21 protein-coding genes are annotated in these 23,632 nt (G+C 71.6%); 18 read left to right on the plus strand and 3 right to left on the minus strand.

Annotation, left to right across the window (positions count from 1 at the left end; genetic code table 11):
• The first annotated feature begins 394 nt into the window (after positions 1-394).
• Complete coding sequence (locus WMF27_RS22600; protein WP_437766827.1) at positions 395-865, plus strand: hypothetical protein; 471 nt, start codon at positions 395-397, stop codon at positions 863-865.
• A 161-nt stretch (positions 866-1,026) separates the two neighbouring features.
• Here WMF27_RS22600 and WMF27_RS22605 read toward each other — a convergent pair whose 3' ends face one another.
• The gene (locus WMF27_RS22605; RefSeq protein WP_437766826.1) at positions 1,027-1,677 is read right to left on the minus strand and encodes a glutathione S-transferase family protein; all 651 of its coding nucleotides are present in this window, start codon (positions 1,675-1,677) and stop codon (positions 1,027-1,029) included.
• A 69-nt stretch (positions 1,678-1,746) separates the two neighbouring features.
• On the opposite strand from WMF27_RS22605, the gene gcvA reads away from it, so the two are divergent.
• Entirely contained in the window at positions 1,747-2,682 is a 936-nt protein-coding gene (gcvA, locus tag WMF27_RS22610; RefSeq protein ID WP_437766825.1) for a transcriptional regulator GcvA, read from the plus strand.
• A gap of 10 nt (positions 2,683-2,692) precedes the next feature.
• Here the strand turns inward: gcvA and WMF27_RS22615 are convergent, their stop codons facing one another.
• Complete coding sequence (locus WMF27_RS22615) at positions 2,693-3,316, minus strand: TetR/AcrR family transcriptional regulator (protein WP_437766824.1); 624 nt, start codon at positions 3,314-3,316, stop codon at positions 2,693-2,695.
• A gap of 288 nt (positions 3,317-3,604) precedes the next feature.
• Here WMF27_RS22615 and WMF27_RS22620 point away from each other — a divergent pair, with 288 nt between their 5' ends.
• Together WMF27_RS22620 and WMF27_RS22625 are read left to right on the plus strand one after the other, a co-directional pair.
• A complete protein-coding gene (locus WMF27_RS22620) occupies positions 3,605-5,095 on the plus strand; it encodes a serine/threonine-protein kinase (protein ID WP_437766823.1) in 1,491 nt (496 codons plus the stop codon).
• 10 nt (positions 5,096-5,105) lie between these two features.
• Entirely contained in the window at positions 5,106-6,218 is a 1,113-nt protein-coding gene (locus WMF27_RS22625; protein ID WP_437766822.1) for a hypothetical protein, read from the plus strand.
• 88 nt (positions 6,219-6,306) lie between these two features.
• Here the strand turns inward: WMF27_RS22625 and WMF27_RS22630 are convergent, their stop codons facing one another.
• Positions 6,307-7,788 (minus strand): PQQ-dependent sugar dehydrogenase, encoded by a 1,482-nt coding sequence (locus tag WMF27_RS22630; RefSeq protein WP_437766821.1) that lies wholly within the window; start codon positions 7,786-7,788, stop codon positions 6,307-6,309.
• Between the two features lie 254 nt (positions 7,789-8,042).
• Between WMF27_RS22630 and WMF27_RS22635 the strand changes: the two genes are divergently transcribed.
• The 14 genes from WMF27_RS22635 (at position 8,043) to WMF27_RS22700 (ending at position 23,043) form a co-directional block, all read left to right on the plus strand.
• Positions 8,043-8,693 carry a cytochrome c3 family protein gene (locus WMF27_RS22635; RefSeq protein WP_437766820.1) on the plus strand — a complete coding sequence of 217 codons (651 nt, stop codon included), beginning with the start codon at positions 8,043-8,045 and terminating at the stop codon, positions 8,691-8,693.
• A gap of 155 nt (positions 8,694-8,848) precedes the next feature.
• Positions 8,849-11,884, plus strand: coding sequence for a TAT-variant-translocated molybdopterin oxidoreductase (locus tag WMF27_RS22640; RefSeq protein ID WP_437766819.1), 3,036 nt, complete (start codon positions 8,849-8,851; stop codon positions 11,882-11,884).
• Positions 11,881-13,227, plus strand: coding sequence for an NrfD/PsrC family molybdoenzyme membrane anchor subunit (gene nrfD, locus WMF27_RS22645; RefSeq protein WP_437766818.1), 1,347 nt, complete (start codon positions 11,881-11,883; stop codon positions 13,225-13,227). Before WMF27_RS22640 ends, nrfD begins: the two co-directional genes overlap by 4 nt.
• A 1-nt stretch (position 13,228) precedes the next feature.
• On the plus strand, positions 13,229-13,771 hold the full coding sequence (locus tag WMF27_RS22650) for a DUF3341 domain-containing protein (protein ID WP_437766817.1): 543 nt from the start codon (positions 13,229-13,231) through the stop codon (positions 13,769-13,771).
• Complete coding sequence (locus WMF27_RS22655) at positions 13,768-14,400, plus strand: c-type cytochrome (RefSeq protein ID WP_437766816.1); 633 nt, start codon at positions 13,768-13,770, stop codon at positions 14,398-14,400. The genes WMF27_RS22650 and WMF27_RS22655 overlap by 4 nt, the downstream gene beginning before the upstream one ends.
• A complete protein-coding gene (locus WMF27_RS22660) occupies positions 14,397-15,584 on the plus strand; it encodes a hypothetical protein (RefSeq protein ID WP_437766815.1) in 1,188 nt (395 codons plus the stop codon). The genes WMF27_RS22655 and WMF27_RS22660 overlap by 4 nt, the downstream gene beginning before the upstream one ends.
• Complete coding sequence (locus tag WMF27_RS22665; RefSeq protein WP_437766814.1) at positions 15,581-15,973, plus strand: hypothetical protein; 393 nt, start codon at positions 15,581-15,583, stop codon at positions 15,971-15,973. Before WMF27_RS22660 ends, WMF27_RS22665 begins: the two co-directional genes overlap by 4 nt.
• Positions 15,973-16,809, plus strand: a complete 837-nt coding sequence (locus tag WMF27_RS22670) for an SCO family protein (protein WP_437766813.1) — start codon at positions 15,973-15,975, stop codon at positions 16,807-16,809. Before WMF27_RS22665 ends, WMF27_RS22670 begins: the two co-directional genes overlap by 1 nt.
• On the plus strand, positions 16,806-17,897 hold the full coding sequence (coxB, locus tag WMF27_RS22675; protein ID WP_437766812.1) for a cytochrome c oxidase subunit II: 1,092 nt from the start codon (positions 16,806-16,808) through the stop codon (positions 17,895-17,897). Before WMF27_RS22670 ends, coxB begins: the two co-directional genes overlap by 4 nt.
• Positions 17,891-19,549 carry a cytochrome c oxidase subunit I gene (locus tag WMF27_RS22680; protein WP_437766811.1) on the plus strand — a complete coding sequence of 553 codons (1,659 nt, stop codon included), beginning with the start codon at positions 17,891-17,893 and terminating at the stop codon, positions 19,547-19,549. The genes coxB and WMF27_RS22680 overlap by 7 nt, the downstream gene beginning before the upstream one ends.
• Complete coding sequence (locus WMF27_RS22685; protein WP_437766810.1) at positions 19,524-20,186, plus strand: cytochrome c oxidase subunit 3 family protein; 663 nt, start codon at positions 19,524-19,526, stop codon at positions 20,184-20,186. The genes WMF27_RS22680 and WMF27_RS22685 overlap by 26 nt, the downstream gene beginning before the upstream one ends.
• A 26-nt stretch (positions 20,187-20,212) precedes the next feature.
• Entirely contained in the window at positions 20,213-20,545 is a 333-nt protein-coding gene (locus WMF27_RS22690; RefSeq protein ID WP_437766809.1) for a cytochrome C oxidase subunit IV family protein, read from the plus strand.
• Positions 20,546-21,125: 580 nt separating this feature from the next.
• The gene (locus WMF27_RS22695) at positions 21,126-22,166 is read left to right on the plus strand and encodes a hypothetical protein (RefSeq protein WP_437766808.1); all 1,041 of its coding nucleotides are present in this window, start codon (positions 21,126-21,128) and stop codon (positions 22,164-22,166) included.
• 70 nt (positions 22,167-22,236) lie between these two features.
• Positions 22,237-23,043 carry a ferritin-like domain-containing protein gene (locus WMF27_RS22700; RefSeq protein ID WP_437766807.1) on the plus strand — a complete coding sequence of 269 codons (807 nt, stop codon included), beginning with the start codon at positions 22,237-22,239 and terminating at the stop codon, positions 23,041-23,043.
• The last annotated feature ends 589 nt before the right edge of the window (positions 23,044-23,632 follow it).

Here is a 23,632-nt window from a genome sequence, read left to right on the forward strand (position 1 = left end):
CGGCGTTGCCCGTGTGCCATCAACAAGCGTCGGAGAGCCCGGGTCGGCGTGAGGCACACCCCGTCGTGCCCGGCGTGGAGGAGAGCGTTCATGGTCGGCGCGTCGGTTTCGTGCCCGGAGGGGTCGGGAACGTTCAACCCCGGTCGGCGAAATCGACCGCCGGGGATCCGGACGACTGAAATCGACGGCCAGGGGGCGCGATCGACCGCCGGGGTCCATCCCGCCGCCCGGGAGCTCCGGACCGGCGACCGTCGAGATCGTGCGCAGGCGCGCGACCCGTTGAACGGAGCGCGCGGCAGCGGGCACGCAGCTCCGAGTGGGCAGAGGGCGCCGCGCCGACGAGCCGCGCCGCTGCCCTGGATCCATCGCTGATCAGGAGTGAGGAACTATGAACATGCGCACGGCCTTCGAGTGGGGTCTCGGTCTCTCTTTGTCCGTCTTCTCGATGACGACGGTCGGTTGCTACATCGAGACTGGCGACGATTGCTACTGGGACGACGACTGTGTCGATGCGCCCGGGGCCCCCGACGCTCCCGACTTCGAGCGCCCGGACCCGGAGGAGGACACCGAGGAGCCCGACGGTGAGGACGGCGCGAGCAGCAGCGGCGGCGAGAGCAGCGCGAGCGGCGGCGGCGAAAGCTCACCAGGAACCGCGGGCGCCTGCGAGGCGTCCTGCGACTGCCCGAGCGGCGACGTGTGCGTCGAGGGGCTCTGCAAGACGCCGTGCGCGGCCTCGTGCGAGTGCCCCGAGGGCGAGTCGTGCGAGGGTGGCTATTGCGCGCCCCCGCCGGAGCCGGCCATCTCCTGCGAGGCGTCGTGCGATTGCCCGAGCGGCAGCGAGTGCGTCGAGGGCGTCTGCACCTGAGCCGCGGGGCGCTCCCCGGGCGCACAGAGCCCTGAGCTCGAAGCGCGCCGCATCGTGCGCCTCATCAAGTTGCGCGCTCTCATCCCCACAGCCCCGCTCCTGACCGCCGAACGGGTGAACTCCGCGAAGCGGGGCAATCAGCGCGGCGGGGGAGCCCGGGCTCACCGCGACGGGATGAGCCGCTCGAGCCGGGACATGTACCCCGGCAGCTCCGCCGCCAGCGCTCCGGGCAGCGCCCGGTCCGCTTCGAACAACATCGCCAGGTTGCCGTAAAGCGCCGCGTCCGCGAGGCTCGGGGCCTCGCCGAACAGGAACGGCGATCGCTTCAGCGTCCGGACGGTGGGCGCGAGCAGGGTCCTCGCGCGCTCGAGCAGCGCCGGGGTGTTGCGCTCCCACTGCTCGATACAGCCAGCGCCGAACTTGCGCTCCTTGATCAGCGTGTACAGGGCGCGCTGCCCCGGCCGCTCCCAGGCGTCGCGGATGCGCGGCGACGCGATTCGAAAGAGCACGTCCTCCAGCGGTCCGTCGCAGAAGTCCGCGTAGGCCCAGACCGGGCCCTCGAGGACATCCAACGTCAAGCGCCGGGCGGCAGGGTCCTCGAGCAGGAGCTCGCAGATCCGCCGCGACTCGACCGTCACCCGGCCGTCGTCGCCGACCAGCACCGGCACGTAGATATAGCCGCCGGTCACGCGGGCCAGCTCGTCGCGATCATCGTACGGCACCTCGACCAGCTCGTACGGGCGGCCCAGGAGGTCGAGCAGCATCTGAACTTTGCGGGCGAAGGGGCTATATCGGAGTCGGTAGAGCTTCATGACTCCCGCGATACCGCGGCGCGCCTGGACGAGCGAACGAATGTTTTCCATGGTACATGAGAAATTCTCATGACCAGCCCCGCCCCGGGGGATCGCCCTCCGCCGCTGCCGTCGCTCACCGCCCTTCAGGCGTTCGAGGCCGCGGCGCGCCATTCGAGCGTCACCCACGCGGCGCGCGAGCTGGGCGTGACCCAGACGGCCATCAGCCACCAGATCCGCGCCCTCGAGGACACGCTGGAGACAGCGCTGTTCCGGCGCTCGCCGCGCGGCATCAGCCTGACGGAGGACGGCGAGCGCTGGGCTGCGGAGCTGGGCGTCGTGTTCGCCCGGCTGCGCGAGGCGAACGCCCGCCTGCGGCGGCCCGCCGCGGACGCGCGGCCCGCCGTGTCGGTCAGCGTCACGCCGTCGTTCGGGGCGCGCTGGCTCGTGCCGCGGCTCGGGCAGTTCCTTGTGAGCCACCCGGAGGTGGACGTGCGCATCTCCGCCACCGAGCGCCTCGTCGATCTCGCGAGAGAGCCGGTGGACATCGGCATCCGTTATGGACTCGGCAGCTACCCTGGCCTTTTGACCGTCAAGCTGGCGGACGACGCCCTGATCGTGGCCGCCGCGCCGAGCGTCGCGAGCAAGCGCGCGCGCTGGCGCGTCGAGGACCTGAGCCACGAGGTGTTGCTCGGGGACGACCACCCCGACGCCTGGGGCCGCTGGTTTCGCGAGCGCTCGCGCCGCCTGCCGGCCCGGGTGCGCCAGAGCCAGCTCACCGACTCGTCGATGCTGGTGGACGCGGCGGTGCGCGGTCAGGGGGTGGCGCTCGCGCGCTGGTCGCTCGCGGCCGCGGAGCTCGATCTCGGCCGCCTGGTGCTGCTCTTTCCGAGGCTCCCGGCGCTGCCGACGGGCCTCGCTTACTACCTCGTGAGCACGCGCGCGAGCCTGCGGCGAAAGCCGGTGGCCGCCTTCAGGGACTGGGTCGTATCCGAGTCCGCGAGCCTGCGCAGGCCCGGAGGCTGACGGCGCGGCGTCAGCCCCCCGGCTCGCGGGCGGGCCCGCGGCCGACGAGGCCGTAAAGGACGATCCGGTGGACCGCGGACAGCATCGCCTCGACCTCTTCGCGGGAGCCCTGGAACAGCCACGGAGGAGCGAAGCTCGCATAGGCGCGCAGGAGGGCGCGGGCGGTGAGCTCGGGGTCGGCGGCGTCGAGCGCGCCGGCGCCGGCGCCGCGCGCGACGAGATCGCGGAGGAGCGCGCGCTCCTCGTCGAGGAAGCGGGCGTGGGCGGCCTTCACGGCGCGGCTCTGGCAATGCACGAGATCGCACGCGTGCGCGCCCGAGCCGGCGAGCTCCAGGAAGGCGCGCGCGCGGGCGTCGAACACCGCCCGCAGCCGGTCGCAAAAGGGCACGTCGTCCCGGGCCGCGGCGGCGCGCATCGCGGCCATGACGGCGCGGTGCTCGCCCTGGGAGAGCTCCTCGACGATGGCGTCCTTCGAGGCGAACTCCAGGTACACGGCGCCGACCGCGATCTCGGCCTCGCGCGCGATGTCGGCGACGGTCGTCTTGGCAGGCCCGTACCGGCGGAGGAGCCGCTCTGTCGCCTCGAGGATCCGCTGGCGCCGCTCGCTCGCGCCGCCGGGGTAACCGTGCTCCATGAGGTGAGCGATGTTCTCCCGGATTCACGGCCGGGGGAAGCGTCCTGGCGGCGGCCGGCAGGGACATGGGGACGCCACGGCGCGCGGGCACGGGCGGGGCCGCGCGCTGGCCGCTGGCGATGGCGCACGAACCCGACGGCGCGCGGGCCGCGCCGGCGCGACGGAGCCCAGCCCCGAGATTGATCGCCGTACGCCCGGCGGCTATCGTGGGCTGGCTTTGCACCCGATTTTCCGCAAAGATCGCGCTGTTCACGGGATCCGCGGTCCGGCGCGCGAGGGGACCGAGCCATGACGAGCACCGGGCCGACACACGACGAAGCCGAAGGGCTGGTGCGACCGGGGCAGGTCATCGCCGAGAAGTACCGCGTCGAGCGGGTGATCGGCGCCGGCGGGATGGGCGTCGTCGTCGCCGCGACCCACCTCCAGCTGGAGGAGCGGGTCGCGATCAAGCTGCTCCTGCCCGAGGCGGCGAAGTCGCGCACGCTCGCCGAGCGCTTCGTGCGCGAGGCGCGCGCCGCGGTGAAGGTCAAGAGCGAGCACGTGGCGCGCGTGACCGACGTCGGGACGCTCGACTCCGGCACGCCGTACATGGTGATGGAGTACCTGTCGGGCAGCGACCTCGCCGACGCGCTCCGCGCGGGCGGGCCGATGACCCCGCAGGCGGCCGTCGAGTACGTCCTCCAGGCCTGCGAGGCGCTCGCCGAGGCGCACGCCGCGGGCATCATCCACCGCGACCTCAAGCCGGCGAACCTGTTCCTCACGCGGCGCGCGGACAGCTCCCCGTGCGTGAAGGTGCTCGACTTCGGGATCTCGAAGGTGGCGACCGGCGGCTCCGACCCGCGGATCACCGACACGAAGGCCATCATGGGGTCGCCGCTCTACATGTCGCCCGAGCAGCTCAAGTCCTCGCGCGACGTCGACGCGCGCACCGACATCTGGGCGCTCGGCGTCATCCTGTTCGAGCTGCTCACCGGCGCGCCGCCGTTCGACGGCGCGACGATGCCGCAGCTCTGCGTGGCGATCATGCAGGGGATCCCGAGCCCCCTCGCCGCGTTCCGCTCCGACGTGCCCCCGGCGCTCGAGGCGGTGATCCGCAAGTGCCTGGAGAAGCTGCCGGAGCAGCGGTACCGCCACGTCGGGGAGCTGGCCGAGGCGCTCGCGCCGTTCGCGACCGGGCGGGCCCGGCTCTCCATCGACCGGATCAGCGGGATCTCGCGGAGCTCGGGGCCCCCGCGGCCGGAGCTCCCTTCGGCGAGCGGGGTGACCTCGCCGACCGTGGTGAACACGTCGCTGAACACCTCGCCGACGTGGAGCGGGACGGTCGTGACGCGAAAGAGGCCGGTGGGGCTCGCCGTCGCGGCCGGCGCCGGCGTGTCGCTGCTCGCCGCGGTGGCGGTCTTCGCGTTCCTGACGTCCCGCTCGCGCGGCGAGGGCGCGGCGACCGAGCCGGCCGCCAGCGCCTCGGCCGCGCCGTCGCCGGCGGACGCCACGGCACAGCCGGCGACCGCGCCCGCGTCGCTCTCGCCGACCGTCACGCCCGGCGGCGCCGAGGCCCCCGCGCCGGCGGACGACCGCACGGCGGCGCCGGTCCCGGCCGAGATCGCCCCTGCGCCCCCCGCGGCGCCGGCCAGCGGCAAGCCCGCGGCGCCGCGCCGGCCGAGCGCCGCACCGCGCCCCCCGGCCACCACGCACGCCACGCAGCAGGCGCCGGCCACCCGGCCGCCCGCCGCCCCGGCCGCTGCGCCGCCCGGCGGCAACCTGTTCGACGATCGCAAGTGAGGACACCACCATGACGAGCCTGCCCGTGAAGCACCTCGGGCGCCTGCTGGCGCTCGCGATGTTCCTTGCCGCCCTCCTCTCGGGCGGCCGCGACGCGAGGGCCGACACGGCGGCCGCGCAGGCCCTGTTCGACGCGGCCAAGCAGCTGATGGCCCAGGGCAAATACGGCGACGCGTGCCCCAAGCTCGAGGAGAGCCAGCGGCTCGACCCGGGGATCGGCACGCAGTTCAACCTCGCGGCCTGCTACGAGCAGCTCGGCCGGACGGCGAGCGCCTGGTCGATGTTCCTCGAGGTGGCCGGCGCGTCGAGGGCCGCCGGCCAGCTGGAGCGCGAGAAGGTCGCGCGGCAGCGCGCCGCCGCGCTCGAGCCGCGGCTCATCCGGCTGACGATCACGGCGCCGGCCGACTCCCCGGCCGACCTCCAGGTGAAGCGCGACGGCGCCCTCGTGGGGCGCGCGCAGTGGGGCACGCCGGTGCCCGTGGATCCCGGGAAGCACACGGTCGAGGCCTCCGCCGCCGGCCGAGCGCCGTTCGCGAGATCCGTGGAGCTCACCCGGGCGGGCGCCTCGGAGACGCTGGCCATCCCGCCGCTGCCCGCGGGCGCGCCGGCGCGCGACGCCGCGCTCCCGCCGAGCGGCCCCCCCGCGCCTGCGGGCGCCGCCGCGCCCCCTCCGGGCGGCCCCGCCGCGCCGCGAGCGAGCGGCGCCCCGCTCGCGCCGGTCGCCGCGCACGCGCCGGCGCCCCCGGCTGCGCCGCTGACCAAGCGCCGCAGCAAGGGGATGATGGTCACCGGCATCGTCCTGACGAGCCTCGGCACCATCGCCCTCCTGGGCGGGGGCCTGGTGATCGCCTCCACCCCCTCGTGCTCCGGCGACAGCTGCGGGTACGACACCTCCAGCGACCCGTTCGCCGACGACACGGTCTACGAGGAGGACGACGCGGAAGGCGCCGGGGTCGGGCTCGTCGTCGGCGGGCTCGTCCTCGCCGGCGTCGGCATCCCGCTCGCCATCATCGGCGGCCGCAAGGTGCCGGTGCAGCCCGAGAAGCAGGCTGCCTCCACGCCGGCGCCGCCGCCCGAGCTCGTCATCGGCCCGCGCTACGCCGGGCTCCGCTGGTCCATGTGAGCGCCGGCGCTGGCGCGGCGCGGCGCGCACGGCCGTGCGCCGGCGCGGCGAAGGGGGGCCTTGAGGGCTCACTGCAGGCCGTGAGCGCTCACTCCGGATCGATGCGGTACACGGTGCCGCCGAGATCGACCACGTAGACCTCGCCGGCGCCGTCCTGCCCGAAGCTGGCGATGCTGTAGCCGAACGACCCGAGATCGTCCGTCCGGTCGACGGGCGCGGAGGCCACCCCGCCCTCATAGGTGAGCGTCCAGACCCTGCCGCTGCAGTAATCACCGTAGAAGTAGCTCCCCCGGAGCCACGGGATCCTGCTGCCCCGGTAAACGTAGCCGCCGGTGACCGAGCAATCCTCGATGACCCGCCCGGCGTGGCCGTACTCGACGGCAGGGAGCGTGATGGTCCCCTCGAGATCGCAGCTCTCCGCGGGGATGAAGCAGTGCGCGCCCTCCATCCGGCGCCAGCCGTAGTTCTTCCGTCCCTGCCCGGCCGGCTCGATGTTGATCTCTTCCCAGAGGCGGTGACCGACGTCCGCGATGTAGAGATCGCCCGTGCACGCGTCGAAGCTGAAGCGGTACGGGTTCCGCAAGCCATGGTCCCAGATCTCGGGCAGGACGCCCTCGCCCGTCATGTTCCCTTCCGGGATGCCGTACGGGTGTGTCGAGACATCGAGGCGAAGGATCTTCCCGAGCAGCGTCGTGAGCGCCTGGCCATTGCCGATGTCGGCATGGTTGGGGCCGGCGTCGTTGTTGTCCCCGCCGTCGCCGAGCCCGAGATAGAGGAAGCCGTCGATCGGGCTGAACTCGAGCGAACCGCCGTTGTGGTTCCGATGCAGATCCACGACCTCGAGGTACGTGGCCACCGGGTCTGGACTGGCCACGTCCGGTCGCTCTCCCCGCGCGAACTCGACCACACGCGCGTTGCCGCCCGTCGCCTTGTCCGTGTAGTGGACGAAGAAGCGACCGCCGTCCTCGTAATCGGGGTGGAAGGCGAGCCCGAGGAGGCCGCGCTCGCCGTTGTCATTGAACAGGACGCGATCCCGGATATCGAGAAACACCTTGGGCTCCGCCGCTCCGTCGTCGAGGACGAGGATCTGGCCAGGCTGCGTCAGGATGAAGAGCCGCGTGGGGTCGCCCGGCGCGGATTTCACGAGGAGCGGGTGATCGAGGCCGGAGACGAGCGTGGTGAGCTTCAGCGCGCCCTCGTCCTCGCTCGGCGGCGCGCAGCTGAACCCCGCCGCGGGCTCACCGCCGCCGCTGCCGCCGGCTCCGCTGCCGCCGGCTCCGCTGCCGCCGGCTCCGCTGCCGCCGGCTCCGCTGCCGCTGCCGCCAGCGCCGCTCGCGGCAGCCCCGCTGCCGCCACCCCCACTCGCGCCAGCCCCGCTGCCGCCCGTCCCGCTGTGGCCACCCCCGCTCGCGTCCGCTCCGCCGCCTGCGGCCGACGAGGCCCCGCCGGTCGCGCCGGGCGGCAGCGGAGCGAGCGACTCCTCGCGCGAGCAGGCGATGAACGCGAGCTCGGCCGCCAGAGAAAGCGCGATGATCGGAAGGGGCGACAGGGCTGAGCTCGACGGCCTCATGGCTTGACGATATCGTAGATCGAGGCCCCGGGGCGGCGGAGATCCGGTGTTGGAGGCGCCCGCGCGCCCCGCGCGCGATCGAGGGCGCACGCCGCGCGCGCACGCCGGACGGCGCCGCTGCGGGCCCCCCTGACGCGCCGACGCCGGCGTTCGGGGCGTGGCGATATCGCGAAACGAGCCCCGCGATCCACGCATCGATATCGATGGAGCCGGCCCCATCGCCGCACTTCGAGCGAGGCCGACCACACGAGAGCATGGCATCCGTTTTTCCGCGCTGGAGCAACACCGCTTTCCGACTCGCCATCGCCGCCGTCATCCTCGGCGGCGCGGCGGCCGTGGCAGCGCCGATGATCTACGTGCGCTCGGATTGGAACACCGGGCGGCACCTGCCCGTGCAGCAGCCCGTGCAGTTCGACCACAGGCACCACGTGCAGGACGACGCCATCGATTGCCGGTTCTGCCATTACACGGTCGGACGGTCGGCCACGGCGGGCATGCCATCGACAGCGGACTGCATGGGCTGTCACAGCCAGATCTGGAATCAGAGCCCCAAGCTCGAGCTCGTCCGGAACAGCTATTTCTCGGACACGCCGATCGTCTGGAACCGCGTCAACGACGTGCCCGACTTCGTCTATTTCAACCACGCGATCCACGTGAACAAGGGCGTCGGCTGCGTGACGTGCCACGGCCGCGTGGATCAGATGCCCGAGGTCCGGCAGGTGACGCCGATGACGATGGGCTGGTGCCTCGAGTGCCACAGGGCGCCGGAGCGCCACCTCCGCCCGCTCTCCGCGATCACGGACATGGACTGGGACCCCGGCCCCGACGCGGACCGGACCGGCCGGCAGATCGCGCAGCGGCTCGGCGTGCGGCACCTCGTCCACTGCTCGGCCTGCCACAGGTGAGCGCGCGCGGGCGCGAACGGAGCGACACACAGGGGATCATCGAGGAGCAACCAGGACACCTACGAGAGCGCGAGAGGACGAGGGGCCATGGGCGGCCAGCAGCGGAGCGCCGTCAGGGCGGCGGCGCGGATCCAACGATGACCTGAAGAGGGACGATGGCTGATCAGAAACACATCCCGTGGAGCGCCGCGCTCGACGGCAAGACGGGTAAAGCGTACTGGCGCAGCCTCGCGGAGCTCCTCGAGTCACCAGAGCTCCTCGAGGCCGCGGCGCGGGAGCTCCCGGCGAGCGCGGGCAATCCGGCCGTGATGAGCCGGCGGCGCTGGCTCGAGCTCCTCGGCGCGAGCATGGCGCTCGCCGGCGTGTCCGGGTGCAGATCGAGGGCCGGGGACAACATCGTCCCTTACGTGACGACGCCGCCCGAGGTGACGCCGGGCGTGCTCCGGTATTACGCCACCAGCCTGGATCTCGACGGGTTCGCGACGGGCATCCTCGTCGAGAGCCACGAAGGGCGGCCGACGAAGGTCGAGGGCAACCCGCAGCACCCGGCGAGCCTCGGCTCGACCGGCGTCTACGAGCAGGCGTCGGTGCTCGGCCTCTACGATCAGCACCGCGCGCGCGCGGCGCGCCGCGGCGCCGCCCCGGCGACGTGGCGCGCGTTCGTCCAGCAGTTCGAGGGCGCCCGGAGCGATCGCGGCGCCGGGCTCCGGTTCGTCCTTCGGCCCACCGGCTCTCCGCTCCTCCTCGACCTCATCGGCCGCGTCCAGGCGCGCTATCCGGCGGCCCGGTTCACGTTCTACGCGCCCGCGCGCTCGGCGGACGCGGCGCGCGGGGCCGAGCTCGCCTTCGGCGCTCCGCTCCAGGCGCAGTACGACTTCCGGACGGCCGACGTCATCCTCGCGCTCGACGCCGACTTCCTCGCGTCGATGCCGTTCAGCGTGCGGTATTCGCGCCAGTTCGCGGAGCGCAGGCGCATCGGCTCGCCGACAGGCACCATGAACCGGCTCTATGTGATCGAGCCCGGGCTGACCCCGACCGGGAGCATGGCCGATCACCGCCTGCGCAAGCGGCCGAGCGACGTGCCGGCGATCGCCGCGGCGATCGCGGCCGAGCTGCTCCTGACCGAGGGCGCGCGCCCGGGGCTCATCCCTCCCCAGGCGCTCGGCGCGCTCGATCCGCTCCGGGCGCGGGTCAGCGAGGCGGAGAGGCGCTTCGCCCGGGCGGTGGCGCGCGACCTCGCGCGCGGGGGCGCGGCGAGCGTCGTCGTCGCCGGGGAGCGGCAGCCTCCCGGGGTGCACGCGCTCGCGCACCTCATGAACGCGGCGCTCCGCAACGACCGCGCGGCGTGGACCACCGCGGGGACCTTGATCACGGCAGGCGCCGCCGAGCAGGACCTCACGGCGCTCGCCGAGGAGCTCCGCCGCGGCGCCGTCGACACCCTCGTGCTCCTCGAGAACAACCTGGTTTACACGGCGCCCGCGGATCTCGAGATCGCGGCGCTGCTCCGCTCCGTCCCGAGCCGGGTCTACCTCGGGCTCTACGAGGACGAGACCGCCGCGGGCTGCGACTGGTTCATGCCCGCCGCGCACGACCTCGAGGCCTGGGGAGACGCGCGCGCGTACGACGGCACGAGCTCGCTGATCCAGCCGCTCATCGAGCCGCTCTTCCAGGGCAGGACCGCCGCCGAGGTGCTCGCGGCGTTCGCGGGCGAGACGCAGAAGAGCGCGCGCGACCTCCTGCGCGAGGCCTGGGCCGCACGCCGGGGCGGCGCCGATTTCGACGCGTTCTGGGAGGACGCGCTCCGGCGCGGGCTCGTCGAGGGCACCGCGGCCCCGCGGGAGGACGTCAAGCTGCGGCTCGACGGGGTGGCCGCGGCGCTCGCGCAGCTCGCGGCGGCGGCCCCGCCGAAGGCGGACGCCATCGAGGTCGCCTTCTCGGTCGACGCGAGCGTCTATGACGGCCGGTTCGCCAACAACCCCTGGCTCCTCGAGCTGCCCGATCCCATGACGAAGCTCACCTGGGACAACGCCGCGCTGCTCAGCCCGGCGACGGCGAAGGCGCTCGGCGTCGAGAGCGAGGACGTGGTCGATCTCGCTCTTGGGGGGCGAACGATGTCGATACCGGTCCTCGTCGCGCCGGGGCACGCCGACGGCACGGTGTCGTTGGCGCTCGGTTACGGGCGCAGCGGGGCCGAGTCGGTCGCCGCGGGGGTGGGGTCCGACGCGTACCGGCTCCGCACCACGGCCGCGCCCTTCTTCGCGGCAGGCGCCTCGGTGACGAAGCGGCCGGACCAGAAGCACAAGCTCGCCCTGACGCAGAAGCACTGGAGCCTGGAGGGGCGCCCCATAGCGCTCTCGATCCCGCTCGCCGTCTACCGCGAGCGCCCCGACTTCACGGAGGCGCTCAAAGGGCCACAGCCGTCCCTCATGCCCCCGACGCCGCCCCCCGGGGCGCCGAAGGACCAGTGGGCCATGACGATCGATCTCACGATCTGCACCGGCTGCAGCGCGTGCGTCACCGCGTGCCAGGCCGAGAACAACGTCCTCGTGGTGGGCAAGGAGGAGGTCCTGAACAGCCGCGAGATGCACTGGCTCCGCATCGACACGTACGTGGTGGACAACCCGCGAGACCCGAGCGACCCGGCCGTCGTCCACCAGCCCATGCTGTGCCAGCACTGCGAGAAGGCGCCGTGCGAGTACGTGTGTCCCGTGAACGCGACGACGCACAGCCCCGACGGGCTCAACGAGATGACCTACAACCGCTGCGTCGGGACGCGGTTCTGCTCGAACAACTGCCCGTACAAGGTCCGCCGCTTCAACTGGTTCGATTACGGCGAGCTCCGCGCGTACAACACGGGGCTCACGAAGCTCCAGCGCAACCCCGACGTGACGGTGCGGGAGCGCGGCGTCATGGAGAAGTGCACGTATTGCGTCCAGCGGATCCGCCGGGCGGAGATCGCCGCGCGGGTGGAAGACCGCGCGATCCGCCCCGGAGAGGTCGTCACCGCGTGCCAGCAGGCCTGTCCGACGCAGGCGATCCAGTTCGGCTCCCTCGCGCACGGGGAGACAGCGATGGTGGCGTGGCGGGGCGAGCCGCGGAGCTACGCGGTGCTCCACGACCAGGGCACCCGGCCGAGGACCATGTACCTCGCGCGCGTCGGCAACAAGAACCCGGAGCTCGACGAGCCGTGACGGCGCCCCTCATCCTCGGCCGGCCAACCGACGAGGAGCTCTCCGAAGAGCTCCTGTCGGTCGTCTGGAAGCCGCGGTCCAGGCTGTGGTGGGCGGCGTTCGCCCTGACCGGCGCCGGGACGGTCGTGCTCGCGCTCGCCATCCTCTACACCGTCACCACCGGCATCGGGGTCTGGGGAAACAACATCCCGGTGGGCTGGGCGTTCGGGATCATCAACTTCGTGTTCTGGATCGGCATCGGCCACGCGGGGACGTTCATCTCCGCGATCCTGCTCCTCCTGGAGCAGCGCTGGCGCACGAGCATCAACCGGTTCGCCGAGGCGATGACCCTCTTCGCCGTCATCCAGGCGGGCATCTATCCGCTCCTGCACCTCGGCCGGCCGTGGTTCGCCTACTGGCTCGTCCCCTACCCCGCGACCCTGAGGGTATGGCCCCAGTTCAAGAGCGCGCTGCCGTGGGACGCCGCGGCCGTGTTCACGTACTTCACGGTCTCTCTCGTCTTCTGGTACATCGGGCTCATCCCCGACTTCGCGGCCCTCCGCGACCGGGCCCCGAGCCGCCTCCGCCGGGTCGTCTACGGCGTCCTGTCGCTCGGCTGGCGCGGCTCCGCTGTCACCTTTCGTCACTACCGGCTCCTCTACGGGCTGCTCGCCGGGCTCGCGACGCCGCTCGTGCTCTCGGTGCACTCGATCGTGAGCACCGATTTCGCGATGGCGCTCGTCCCGGGCTGGCACTCGACCATCTTCCCCCCGTTCTTCGTCGCCGGGGCCATCTTCTCCGGGTTCGCGATGGTGCTGACGCTGCTCATCCCGGCGCGCCGCATCTTCCACCTGGGGAACGTCGTCACCCAGCGGCACATCGACAACCTGAGCAAGCTCGCGCTCGTCACCGCCTGGATCGTCATCTACTCGTACATCATCGAGCTCTTCGCCGCCTGGTACAGCGGATCGGAATACGAGATCTACCAGTTCTTCGTCGCGCGCCCCGCCGGGCCGAACGCCGCGATCTTCTGGGCGCAGATGATCTGCAACGTGCTCGTCCCCCAGCTGCTCTGGTTCCCGCGGGTCCGGAGGAACATGCCCTTGCTCTGGATCATCTCGATCCTCCTGAACGTCGGGATGTGGTCCGAGCGGTTCGTGATCATCGTCATGGGGCTGCAGCGCGAGTTCATCCCGTCGGCGTGGCACGCCTACCACCCGACGTACGTCGATATCTCGATGTTCATCGGGACGATCTGCTTCTTCCTGCTGCTCGTCCTGATCTTCCTCCGCCTCTTCCCGTTCATCCCGGTGGCCGAGGTCAAGGAGCTGAATCACGAGCTCAGCCACAAGGAGGAGCACTGAGATGAGGAGAGGACTGCTCGCCGAGTTCGAGACGCCCGAGGCGATGCTCCGGGCGATCGCGGAGCTCAGGAGCCGGGGATACCGGCGGCTCGACGCCTTCACGCCGTACCCGATCCACGGCATCGACGAGGCGCTCGGGCTCCGGCGCTCGCCGCTCAACTGGATCATCCTGCCCTTCGCGCTCGCGGGCACCGCGGGCGGCTACCTCGTCCAGTGGTTTTGCAATGCGTACGACTACCCGCTCATCGTGGGCGGGCGGCCGGCGCACGCGCTCCTGGCCTTCATACCGATCACCTTCGAGATGATGGTGCTCTCGGCCGCCCTCACCGGGTTCGTCGTGCTGCTCGTCCTCGCCCGGCTGCCCGAGCTCTGGCACCCGGTGTTCGACGTCCCCGGGTTCGAGCGCGCCTCCCTCGATCGGTTCTGGGTCGGCATCGACGCCCGCGATCCGGCGCTCATCAGCCCCATCACGGAGCGAGATCTCACCGATCTCGGCGCCGTCACCGTGGCCTGGGCCGGAAAGAGCGGAAAGGAGCGCTCATGACGCGCGGACGGCTCCTCCCGCTCTCCTGCCTGGCCGCGGCGCTCTGCCTCTCGTGCACGCCGGTGACCACGGCCGACGCCGAGCCCGGCAACGCTGACCTGCTGGATCTGGAGCGCATGCTCCGCCAGCGGCGCTTCGCGCCCTACCAGCCGACAGACCTCTTCAGCGACGGCTCGGTCATGCGCCACCCCCCGGCGGGCGCCGTGCCGAACGACCTCGTGACCGGCGATCCCGGGCTCACCCGCGGGTTCACGGGCGAGACGTACGTGACGCGCATCCCGGTCCCGGTGACCATCGAGCTGCTCCAGTACGGGAAGGAGCGCTTCGAGATCCACTGCGCCGCCTGCCACGGGGTCGCCGGAGATGGAGAGTCGGTGGTCGCGCGCAACATGACGCTGCGGCCCCCGCCGTCCCTCGTCGACCCGCGCGTGCAGGCGTTCCCGCCCGGCCGCATCTACCGGGTCATCGTCGAGGGCTACGGCCTCATGCGCTCGTACGAGCCGCAGGTCCCGCTGATGGAGCGCTGGGCGATCGTGACCTATGTGAAGGCACTCGGGAAGAGCCGCGACACCGCGCTCGACGCGCTCCCCCCGCCCCTCCGCGAGCGCGCCTGGAAGGAGCTCCAGTGAACCTGCGATTCCCCATCTTCCGGGGCGGCCGCGCGATCGTGTCGAGGGCCCTCGGCCTCGCCCTCCTCGGCGCCCTGCTCCTCGTCGTCGGCGCGTTCGTGGACCGGGAGCGGCTCTTCTACGCGTACCTCGCGGCCTACGCCTTCGCCGTGACCACCGCGGTCGGGGCGCTCCTGTTTCTCATGATCTGCCACGCCATGGCCGCGACATGGCCGGTGGCCGTCCGCCGCCTCGCGGAGGCGATCGTCGGGACGCTGCCGCTCCTCTGCGCGCTGTTCGTCCCGCTCCTGTTCGGCCTCGGCGCGCTGTACGGAGAGTGGCTCCGCCCCGAGTCGATCCTCGACGAGCACGTCCGATCCATCGTGCTCCACAAGACGCCTTACCTGAACCTCCCCTTCTTCCTCGTGAGGACGGGGATCTACTTCACGGTGTGGCTCGTCTTCGGCGCCCTGCTCCGGCGCGGCTCGATGCAGGGCGACGCGACCCCGGCGCTCGCGGACAGCCGGCGTCTCCGCGTGATCAGCGTCGCCGGCCTCCCGCCCGTCGCGCTCACGCTCTCGTTCGCGGCCTTCGACTGGCTCATGTCCCTCGCGCCGACGTGGGTGTCGACGATGTTCCCCGTCTACGTGTTCGCCGGCGGCTTCGTCGCGGCGATCGCGCTGCTCACGGTGCTCGCGTTCGCCGCCGAGCGCGCCGGCCTCCTGCCCGGGCTGAACGCGTCGCACTACTACGCGCTCGGCCGGCTGCTGCTCGCGTTCACCGTCTTCTGGGCCTACGCCGCGTTCTTCCAGCTCCTGCTGATATGGATCGCGAACAGGCCCGAAGAGGTGGAGTTCTACGTCCTCCGCTCCCACGGCCCGTGGGCGGCCGTGTCCCTCGTCCTCGTGCTCACGCGGTTCGTGATCCCCTTCCTGATCCTGCTCAACTACAGGATCAAGCGGCGCCCCGCCTGGCTGTCGGCCGTCGCCGCCTGGATCTTCGTCGCGCACTACCTCGACATGCACTGGCTCGTCGCGCCCGAGGCCCCCGGCGCGCGCGCGCCGTTCCACTGGCTCGACGCGGCGGCGCTCCTCGCCGTGGTCGGCTCGTGCGTCGCGTTCACCGTGCTGCGGGTGCGCGGCAAGCCGCTCGTCCCCGTCAACGACCCGGCGCTGCCGGCCGCCCTCCGCTACGAGAGCATATGACATCCAACTACCGCCGTCCCGACGTGCGCCAGGAAGAGGATGTCGTCCCGTGGAAGACGATCCTCGCCGTCGCGTTCGCCGTCGTCGTGATCTTCATCATCCTGGGCCTGTGGGCCTGGCTGCTCATGCGCGGGCGCGAGGCGGAGCTCCGCCCCGCGGGGAAGGGCGCCGAGGGTGCCAGTGAGATCTCCCTGCCGCGCGGCGAGGTGGCCGGGGTGGATCAGCGCATCTTCCGGCGCGAGGAGATGGGCGAAGAGGGCGTCGGCACGGCGCTGAACCGCCGGAAACGCGAGGAGCTCGGCCGCTTCGGCTGGGTCGACCGCAGCCGCGGGCTCGTGCAGATCCCGATCGAGGACGCGATGAATCTCGTCGTGGAGGAGAGCCGCTGATGAGGATGCAACACCTGTCCACCACGGCGTTTCTCGCGCTCGTGCTCGCGCGCGCGCCGGTCGCGGCCGCCGCCGAGCCGCCGTCGCTCCCGCCCGCCGCGCGCGAGGCCGACATCGAGGAGCGCCTCGGGAGCGCCATCGACACGGCGCTCCCCTTCACCGACATGGACGGGCGGCGCGACCCGCTCGCCGAGCACTTCGACGGGCGGCGGCCCGTCCTCCTGGTCCTCGCCTATTACCGCTGCCCGACGCTCTGCGGCCTCGTGCTGCGCGGCCTGGTCGCCGGCATGTCGAAGCTCGACTACCGGCTGGGCGAGGACTACCGCGCGCTCACGGTGAGCTTCGATCCGCGGGACACCCCGGCCACGGCGGCGCGGAAGCGGACAGCCGCGCTGTCGGCCCTCGGCCCGGCCGGCGCGCCGACGCCGGAGGCCTGGCCCTTCCTGACCGGCGCCCTGCCCGAGATCCGCGCGCTCGCCGGCGATCTCGGCTTCCGGTTCGCGTACGACCCGCAGACGGAGCAGTACGCGCACCCCGCCGCCGTCTTCGTCCTCACGCCGCAGGGCCGCATCTCACGGATCCTCTATGGCATCGAGTTCTCCCCCCTCGATCTCCGCCTCTCGCTCCTCGAGGCGAGCCGGGGGCAGATAGGCACCCCGCTCGAGCGCGTGCTCATGACGTGTTACCGCTACGACCCCGCGAGCCGCCGATACGGCCCTTATGTGGCCGGCTTCCTGAGGCTCGGCGGGGCCGCCATCCTGGCCTGGGTCGCCGCGGTGGTCGCCTTCTTCGGCTGGCAAGGGCGGCGGCGCAGGAGACTGGAGCGCGCGCGATGAACGAGCTGCTGCGCCAGCTGCTCTTCTTGCCCGAGCAGCGCTCCTCGCTGGCCCGCGAGATCGACGGGCTGCACTACTTCGTCATCCTGATGACGATGGGCGGCGCCGCCCTCATCACGCTCATCGGCGGGTATTTCCTGATCCGCTATCGCCGGCGGCCCCAGGACGCGGTGCGGCCGCACCCCGGGGCGTTCGCCCGGCCGGCGCTCTTCCTCGAGACGGTGTCGCTCTTCGCGCTGGGCTTCCTCTTCCTCACGTTCTGGACCATCGGCACGCGCCAGTTCGCCGACCTGCGCACGGCGCCGGACGACGCGCTCGACGTCTATGTCACGGGCAAGCAGTGGATGTGGAAGTTCGGTTATCCGGGGGGAGACAGCGAGATCTCGGCGCTCTACGTCCCCGCGCACAGGCCGATCCGGCTCATCATGACGTCGCGCGACGTCATCCACAGCTTCTACGTGCCCGCGTTCCGCATCAAGCAGGACGTCATCCCTGGCCGGTACACCACGGTCTGGTTCGAGGCGAACGAGCCCGGCGCTTACCCCATCCTCTGCGCGGAGTTCTGCGGGACGAGCCACTCCGAGATGCGCGGCCAGGTGATCGCGCTCGACCCGGCCGACTACGAGCGCTGGCTCGCGGGCGGCGTGGCGAACGCCCCGGCGTTCGCGCAGGAGGCCGCCGCCGAGTCGGAGAACGAGCTCGCCGAGGCGGAGCCGACGATGCCGAGCCGCGGCGAGCGCGCCGCGGCGAAGCACGGCTGCCTCCGCTGCCACACCCTCGACGGAACGCCCCACGTCGGCCCGAGCTGGGCCGGGCTCTACCGCGCTGCCGTACCGCTCGAGTCCGGCGGCGAGCGCGTCGCCGACGAGGCCTACATCACGGAGTCGATCATGGATCCGCTCGCCGCGCTGCACCGCGGGTTCCCGCCGGTCATGCCATCCTATCTCGGACAGATCACGCCGCCCGACGTCGCCGCGATCATCGAGCTCATGAAATCGATCCGCGACGTGCCTCACGGCCCCGACGTGCCCTGGGACGGCGGGGTCCCCGGGAGCGTCGCCACGCCGGAAGGGGTGACTCCATGGTGACCCACGAGGTCGAGGGGACAGCGCCCGTCCACGGCGCGCACAAGGTCGATTATCTCCGCGCCGGCGCCGGCGTGCGATCGTGGCTGCTCACGACCGATCACAAGCGCATCGGGCTCATGTTCTACGTGCTCGTGGTGCTGATGCTCCTGCTCGGCGGCGTCTTCGCGCTGGTCCTCCGGACCGAGCTCCTGACCCCCGGGCCCACCGTGATCAGCGCGGCGATCTACAACCGCATGTTCACGCTCCACGGCGTGGTCATGGTCTGGCTCTTCATGATCCCGTCGATCCCGAACATCTTCGGGAACTTCCTCCTCCCGCTCATGATCGGCGCCAAGGATCTCGCCTTCCCGCGCCTCAACCTGGCGAGCCTCTACGTCTACGTGATCGGCGCCATCGTCACGCTGGCGGCGACGATCGCCGGGGGCGCCGACACCGGATGGACGTTTTACCCGCCGTACAGCACGACCACGCCCGCGGGCGTCCTGCCGGTCGTGATCGGCATCTTCATCCTCGGCATCTCGTCGATCATGACGGCGTTGAACTTCATCGCCACGACCCACACGATGCGCGCCCGCGGGATCAGCTGGGGACGAGTTCCGCTCTTCGTCTGGGCCATCTACAGCACGAGCATCATCATGCTGCTCGCGACGCCCGTCCTCGGCCTGACGATCCTGCTCGTCGGGCTGGACCACATCTACCATTTCGGCATCTTCGACCCGACGCTCGGCGGCGATCCCGTGCTGTTCCAGCACCTGTTCTGGTTCTACTCCCACCCTGCCGTCTACATCATGGTGCTCCCGGCGCTCGGGGTCATCAGCGAGGTGGTCTGCACCTTCGCGCAGCGGCAGCCGGCGTCCTACTGGGCGATCGCCCTCTCGTCGTTCGGCATCGCGTTGATCGGGTTCGCGGGGTGGGGGCACCACATGTTCGTGGCCGGGATGAGCGAGCTCAACGCCGGGATCTTCGGCGCGTTCTCGATGTTCATCGCGATCTTCTCCGCCATCAAGGTCTTCACCTGGGTGGCGACGCTGCACAGGGGGTCCATCCAGTTCAACACCCCGATGCTCTATTTCTTCTGGTTCCTGTTCCTCTTCGTCTTCGGCGGCATGACGGGCGTCGCCGTGGCCACGCAGTCGCTCGACGTCCACTGGCACGACACCTATTTCGTCGTCGCCCACTTCCATTTCATCATGGTGGGCGGCACGCTCACCGCGTTCCTCGCGGCGGCGCACTACTGGTTCCCCAAAATGTTCGGCCGCGCCTACTCGGAGCCGATGGGGCTGCTCACGTCGTTCGGGGTGTTCCTTGGGTTCGTCCTGACGTTCCTCCCCCAGTTCCTGGCGGGCAACGCCGGGATGCCGCGCCGCTATTACAGCTATCCGGCGCAGTACCAGTGGCTGAACGTCCTCTCGACGGGCGGGGCCTACCTGCTCGCGGGCGCGCTCGTGCTCGCGCTGGTGAACCTCCTCATCGCCCTGCGCTGGGGGCCGCGCACCAGCGCCAATCCATGGAGGTCCCGGAGCTACGAGTGGATGACGCCCCCCATCCCGCCGGAGCACAACTTCCCCGTGACGCCCGTCATCGATCGCGGCCCGTACGATTACCACCTGACCGAAGAGGAAGCTCATGCCCGAGTCTCAACCGCCCGCTGAGCAGCTCGCGCCGGCGCGGCTCGCCGTGCAGTTCGAGGATCTCGAGAAGCAGGCCCACGCCGCGCATTTCGGCATGTGGATCTTCCTCGCCAGCGAGATCCTGCTCTTCGCCGGGCTCTTCGCCCTGTACGCCTCCTACCGCGCGGTCTTCGGCCACGAGTTCAGCGCCGGCGTCGCGCACAACAACGCCGTCATCGGGACCGCGAACACCGCGATCCTCCTGACGAGCAGCCTGCTCGTCGCGCTGAGCGTCTACGCCGTGCGCCTCGACCGGCCCACGAGGGCCGGCCGCCTCCTGCTCGGCGCCATCGCGCTCGGCGTCGCCTTCCTCGTGCTGAAGGGCGTCGAGTACACCCAGCACTTCCACGAGGGGATCTTCCCCGGCTCGGCCTACCGCTTCGAGGAGCTCCCGCAGGCCGGCGCGAAGATGTTCTTCACGCTCTATTTCCTGACGACCGGGCTCCACGCGATCCACGTCACGGCGGGGCTCGTGGTCCTCGGCTGGCTCACGTGGGGGTGCTTCCGGCGCCGGTACGGCGCGGGCAACGACACCCACATCGAGCTCGGCGGCCTCTACTGGCACCTGGTCGACGTGATCTGGATATTCCTCTGGCCGATGCTCTACCTGATGCACTGATGCACCGCTAACGGCACGTTGCGCCCATGACCGTCAAGCACCTCTCCTCGCGGACCTACGTGATCGTCTGGCTCCTCCTGATGGGGCTGACGCTTGCGTCGTACCTCCTCTCGCTGGCCCACCTCGGCGAGGCCGACGTCGTGGCGGCGCTGCTCATCGCCACGGCGAAGACGCTGCTCGTGCTGCTCTTCTTCATGCACCTCATCGAGCGGCGCTTCACGAACGCCCTCCCCATGATCGTGGCGGCGCTCCTCGTCGGCCTCATGCTCGCGCTGATGCTCAGCGACGTGACGACCCGCCAGGCGATCTTGCAGCGGCCGATCCCGCTGCCCCCGCCGCCCGCGGCCGCGCCCCGATGACGACCGCATCCCGGTGATCCGTCCGTCGCGCGAGCGCGCCCGCCGGCGCGGGGCGTAGCGTGCCGACGTCGCGCGTGGCGATGGGCGCGCGGTTCCGTCGCGCGGCGCCGATCTCACCGCATCGGGCGCCGCTCACGTGGGCTGTCCGCCGCCCCGGTTCGAGCCGACAACCCCGTGCTCTCGATGAATCTCCGCACGACGATGTCACCGAGTCCGGCTGGAAGCGCGTCACCTACGATCTGACGCCCTGCAAGAGCTCGAGCCTGCGCGCGCGGTCCGGCCGCAGCGCCGTCATCGCCTTCGGCGGCGCGCCCATGTCGGGCTGGAACCTCGACGACGTGCAGATCAGCGCCTGCCGCTGCGTCGGCTCACGATCCGAGCGCAGGAGCGCTCGCGGGCTCCCACGAGCGCCGCGAAAGCCACACCCAGGGCGTCATTTTCCTTTCCTGCTGACAAATCTCGCTCCCGGGTCCGCCATGGCTCGCCCTGGCACCTCGCTTGCTCGATCCAGCCTTGGAGCGCGCGAGGACGTAACCTTGCGCCAACCTGTGCCAAAGAAAGGACCTGTCGAACCATGCCCATGCAGAAGAAGCGAAAGGTGCTGAAGGCGCCGTTCATCGTCACCGTCGCCGCGGCGGCCTCGCTCGCGGGCGCGGTGGCCCTGCCGGGGTGCAATCCCACGGTGACGAGCGGCGGCTGCCCCGAGGCGGCGCCGGAGGTCGGCTCGAGCTGCGAGGACGACGGCCTTTCGTGCAACTACGGTAAGGAGTTGTGCGGCCTCCCGATCGACAGCACGTGTGTGCGCGGGGAGTGGTATGAGGAACCCACGGTGGCCTGCAACCCGCCGGAGCCACCGGAGTGCCCCGAGGAGGTGCCGGAGGCCGGCAGCGCCTGCGAGCAGCCCGGGAAGAGCTGCAACTACGACACCACCGGTTGCCCCGCGGTGGTGACGTGCGGTGACGACGCCACGTGGTCCGAACCGATCTCGCCGGCATGCAACCCGCCGCCGCCGGAGTGCCCCGTCGATGTGCCGAAGGCCGGCGGCGCCTGCGCGGAGCCCGGGAAGACCTGCAACTATGACGCTACCGGCTGCCCCGCGGTGGTGAGCTGCGGTGACGACGGCACGTGGTCCGAACCGATCTCACCGGCCTGCAACCCGCCGGCGCCGGTGTGTCCGGAGGAGATGCCGACCGACGGGGATCCCTGCGTGGCGGCGAGCGGGCCCTGCCCCTACGAGATGATGACCGGCTGCGGCCCGATGCCGACCCAGGCCGTGTGCGTTCAGCAAAAGGACACATGGAGCTGGCAGGTCGCGGAGATCTTCTGCAACCCGCCGCCCCCCGACGTCTGTCTCAACGCCGCCACCGAGGACGCGTGCGAAAACCTCGGGCCGGCGTGTCGCTGGCTCACGCCAGGCTGCGGCGACGCCTCGACGACCCCCGTGCTGGCCGAGGCGGGCTGCTTCCCGAGCCAGGGTTGCGAGGTAAACGAGGCGTGTCCGGGCGGGATGCGCTGCCAGGAGGTCGTCATCAACCCCTGTTACAAGCAGGCCTGTGACGCGTGCGGCTCGACCATCAAGGTGTGCGCTCCGCCTGGCGGGAGCCCGAGCGCGTCGCCGTGAGCTCGTCCAGGGGCGGCGAGCGCCCGTCTCCCGTCTTGCCGCCCTCTGACTGCCCGCCTACCGTGATCTCATGACGGACGCCTCCGACGCAGAGCAGGACAGCGACGCTGACGCGGAGGCGCCGCGCGGGCAGCGCGCCCCCCTCCCTCCCGCGAGCGACGCGGTGCGCGCCGAGTGGGGGCGGCGCGTCGAGGCCGAGTACCGCTCGGCGGCGATCACGCAGCACCTCACGCTCTGGCTGATCCAGATGGGCGCGTCGCCGGATCTCATCGACGACGGCCTCCGCATCGTCAAGGACGAGCTCGCGCACGCTCGCCTCAGCCATCGCGTCCACGCCCGCGCGGGCGGCGGCGCCTTGCCGGCGCTCCGCCGCGAGACGCTCGGGCTCAGGAGCAGCGGAGACGAGCCGCTCGAGATGGCCGTCGCCCGGGCGGGCGTGGAGGTGTTCTGCCTGGGGGAGACGGTCGCGGTCCCGCTGTTCAAGGTACTCCGCGAGGGGTGCACCGTGCCGGTCGCGCGCCGGGCGCTCGACCGCATCCTGCGCGACGAGGTGCGGCACCGCGACTTCGGCTGGACGCTGCTCCGTTACCTGCTCGAGCAGCCGTGCGCGCCGGCCGTGCGGCAGCTGGTCGAGCGCGAGCTCCACGCCATGTTCACGCGGCTTCGCAGGAGCTACATGCCCCCTGGCGGCGCGAGGCGCGCGGCGATGTCCGACGACGACCGCGCCTGGGGCCTGATGCCGCCCGCGCGGTACGGCGAGATCCTCGAGCGCGCCGTGGAGCGGGACTACGCGCCTCGCTTCGGCGAGCACGGCCTCGATGCGATCGCCGCGTGGCGCGCGGCGACCGCGCCCGACAGGTCCGCCGCGCCCCCCTGAGCGGACGGCGGCGGGCGACCTGGCCGAGCGGACGCGAGATCAGGTCGTGAAGACGCCGAGCTCGGGCTCAGGTCGTGAAGACGCCGAACTCGGGGCTGTAGATGACCACGCCTCGGGCGCGCTCCAGCGCCCCCTGCGCGAGCTCGATCGCCAGGAACGCCTCGTCCGCCGCGTACTCGTTGCCGAGGCCTCGAGCGCCGAGGGAAACGCCGCGAGGTGAACGGCGCGGATCCCCGCTTCATCGCCCGCGCGCTCCGGCCTGACGTCCATCATCGACGCACCCCGCCGGCCCGGCGCCCGTCCGCCGATCCGCCTGCGCGAGGGGCAGCGTCCGGCGCGATCCCCCGCCCGCGGACCGCGTCAAGCGCCAAAGAGGGCGCGGTTATGACAGACCATGTCCCACCGGGTCGACGCCTCGATAACGCCCCTTGCTCTCCAGTTCTCCACAGGCGTTCTCCACAGGACATCCCCTGGACAACAGCTGGATTCTGTCGATTACCCTCGCCGCGCGCGCCGCGCCTCGTCATGGCCATTCGCACAGCCTAGCGGAACGCCGCGCCGCAGGGTGAACCGGCGCCCGGCAGCACAC

It is taken from the genome of Sorangium sp. So ce281 (assembly GCF_051527395.1).
Classification (GTDB): Bacteria; Myxococcota_A; Polyangia; order Polyangiales; family Polyangiaceae; genus Sorangium; species Sorangium cellulosum_B.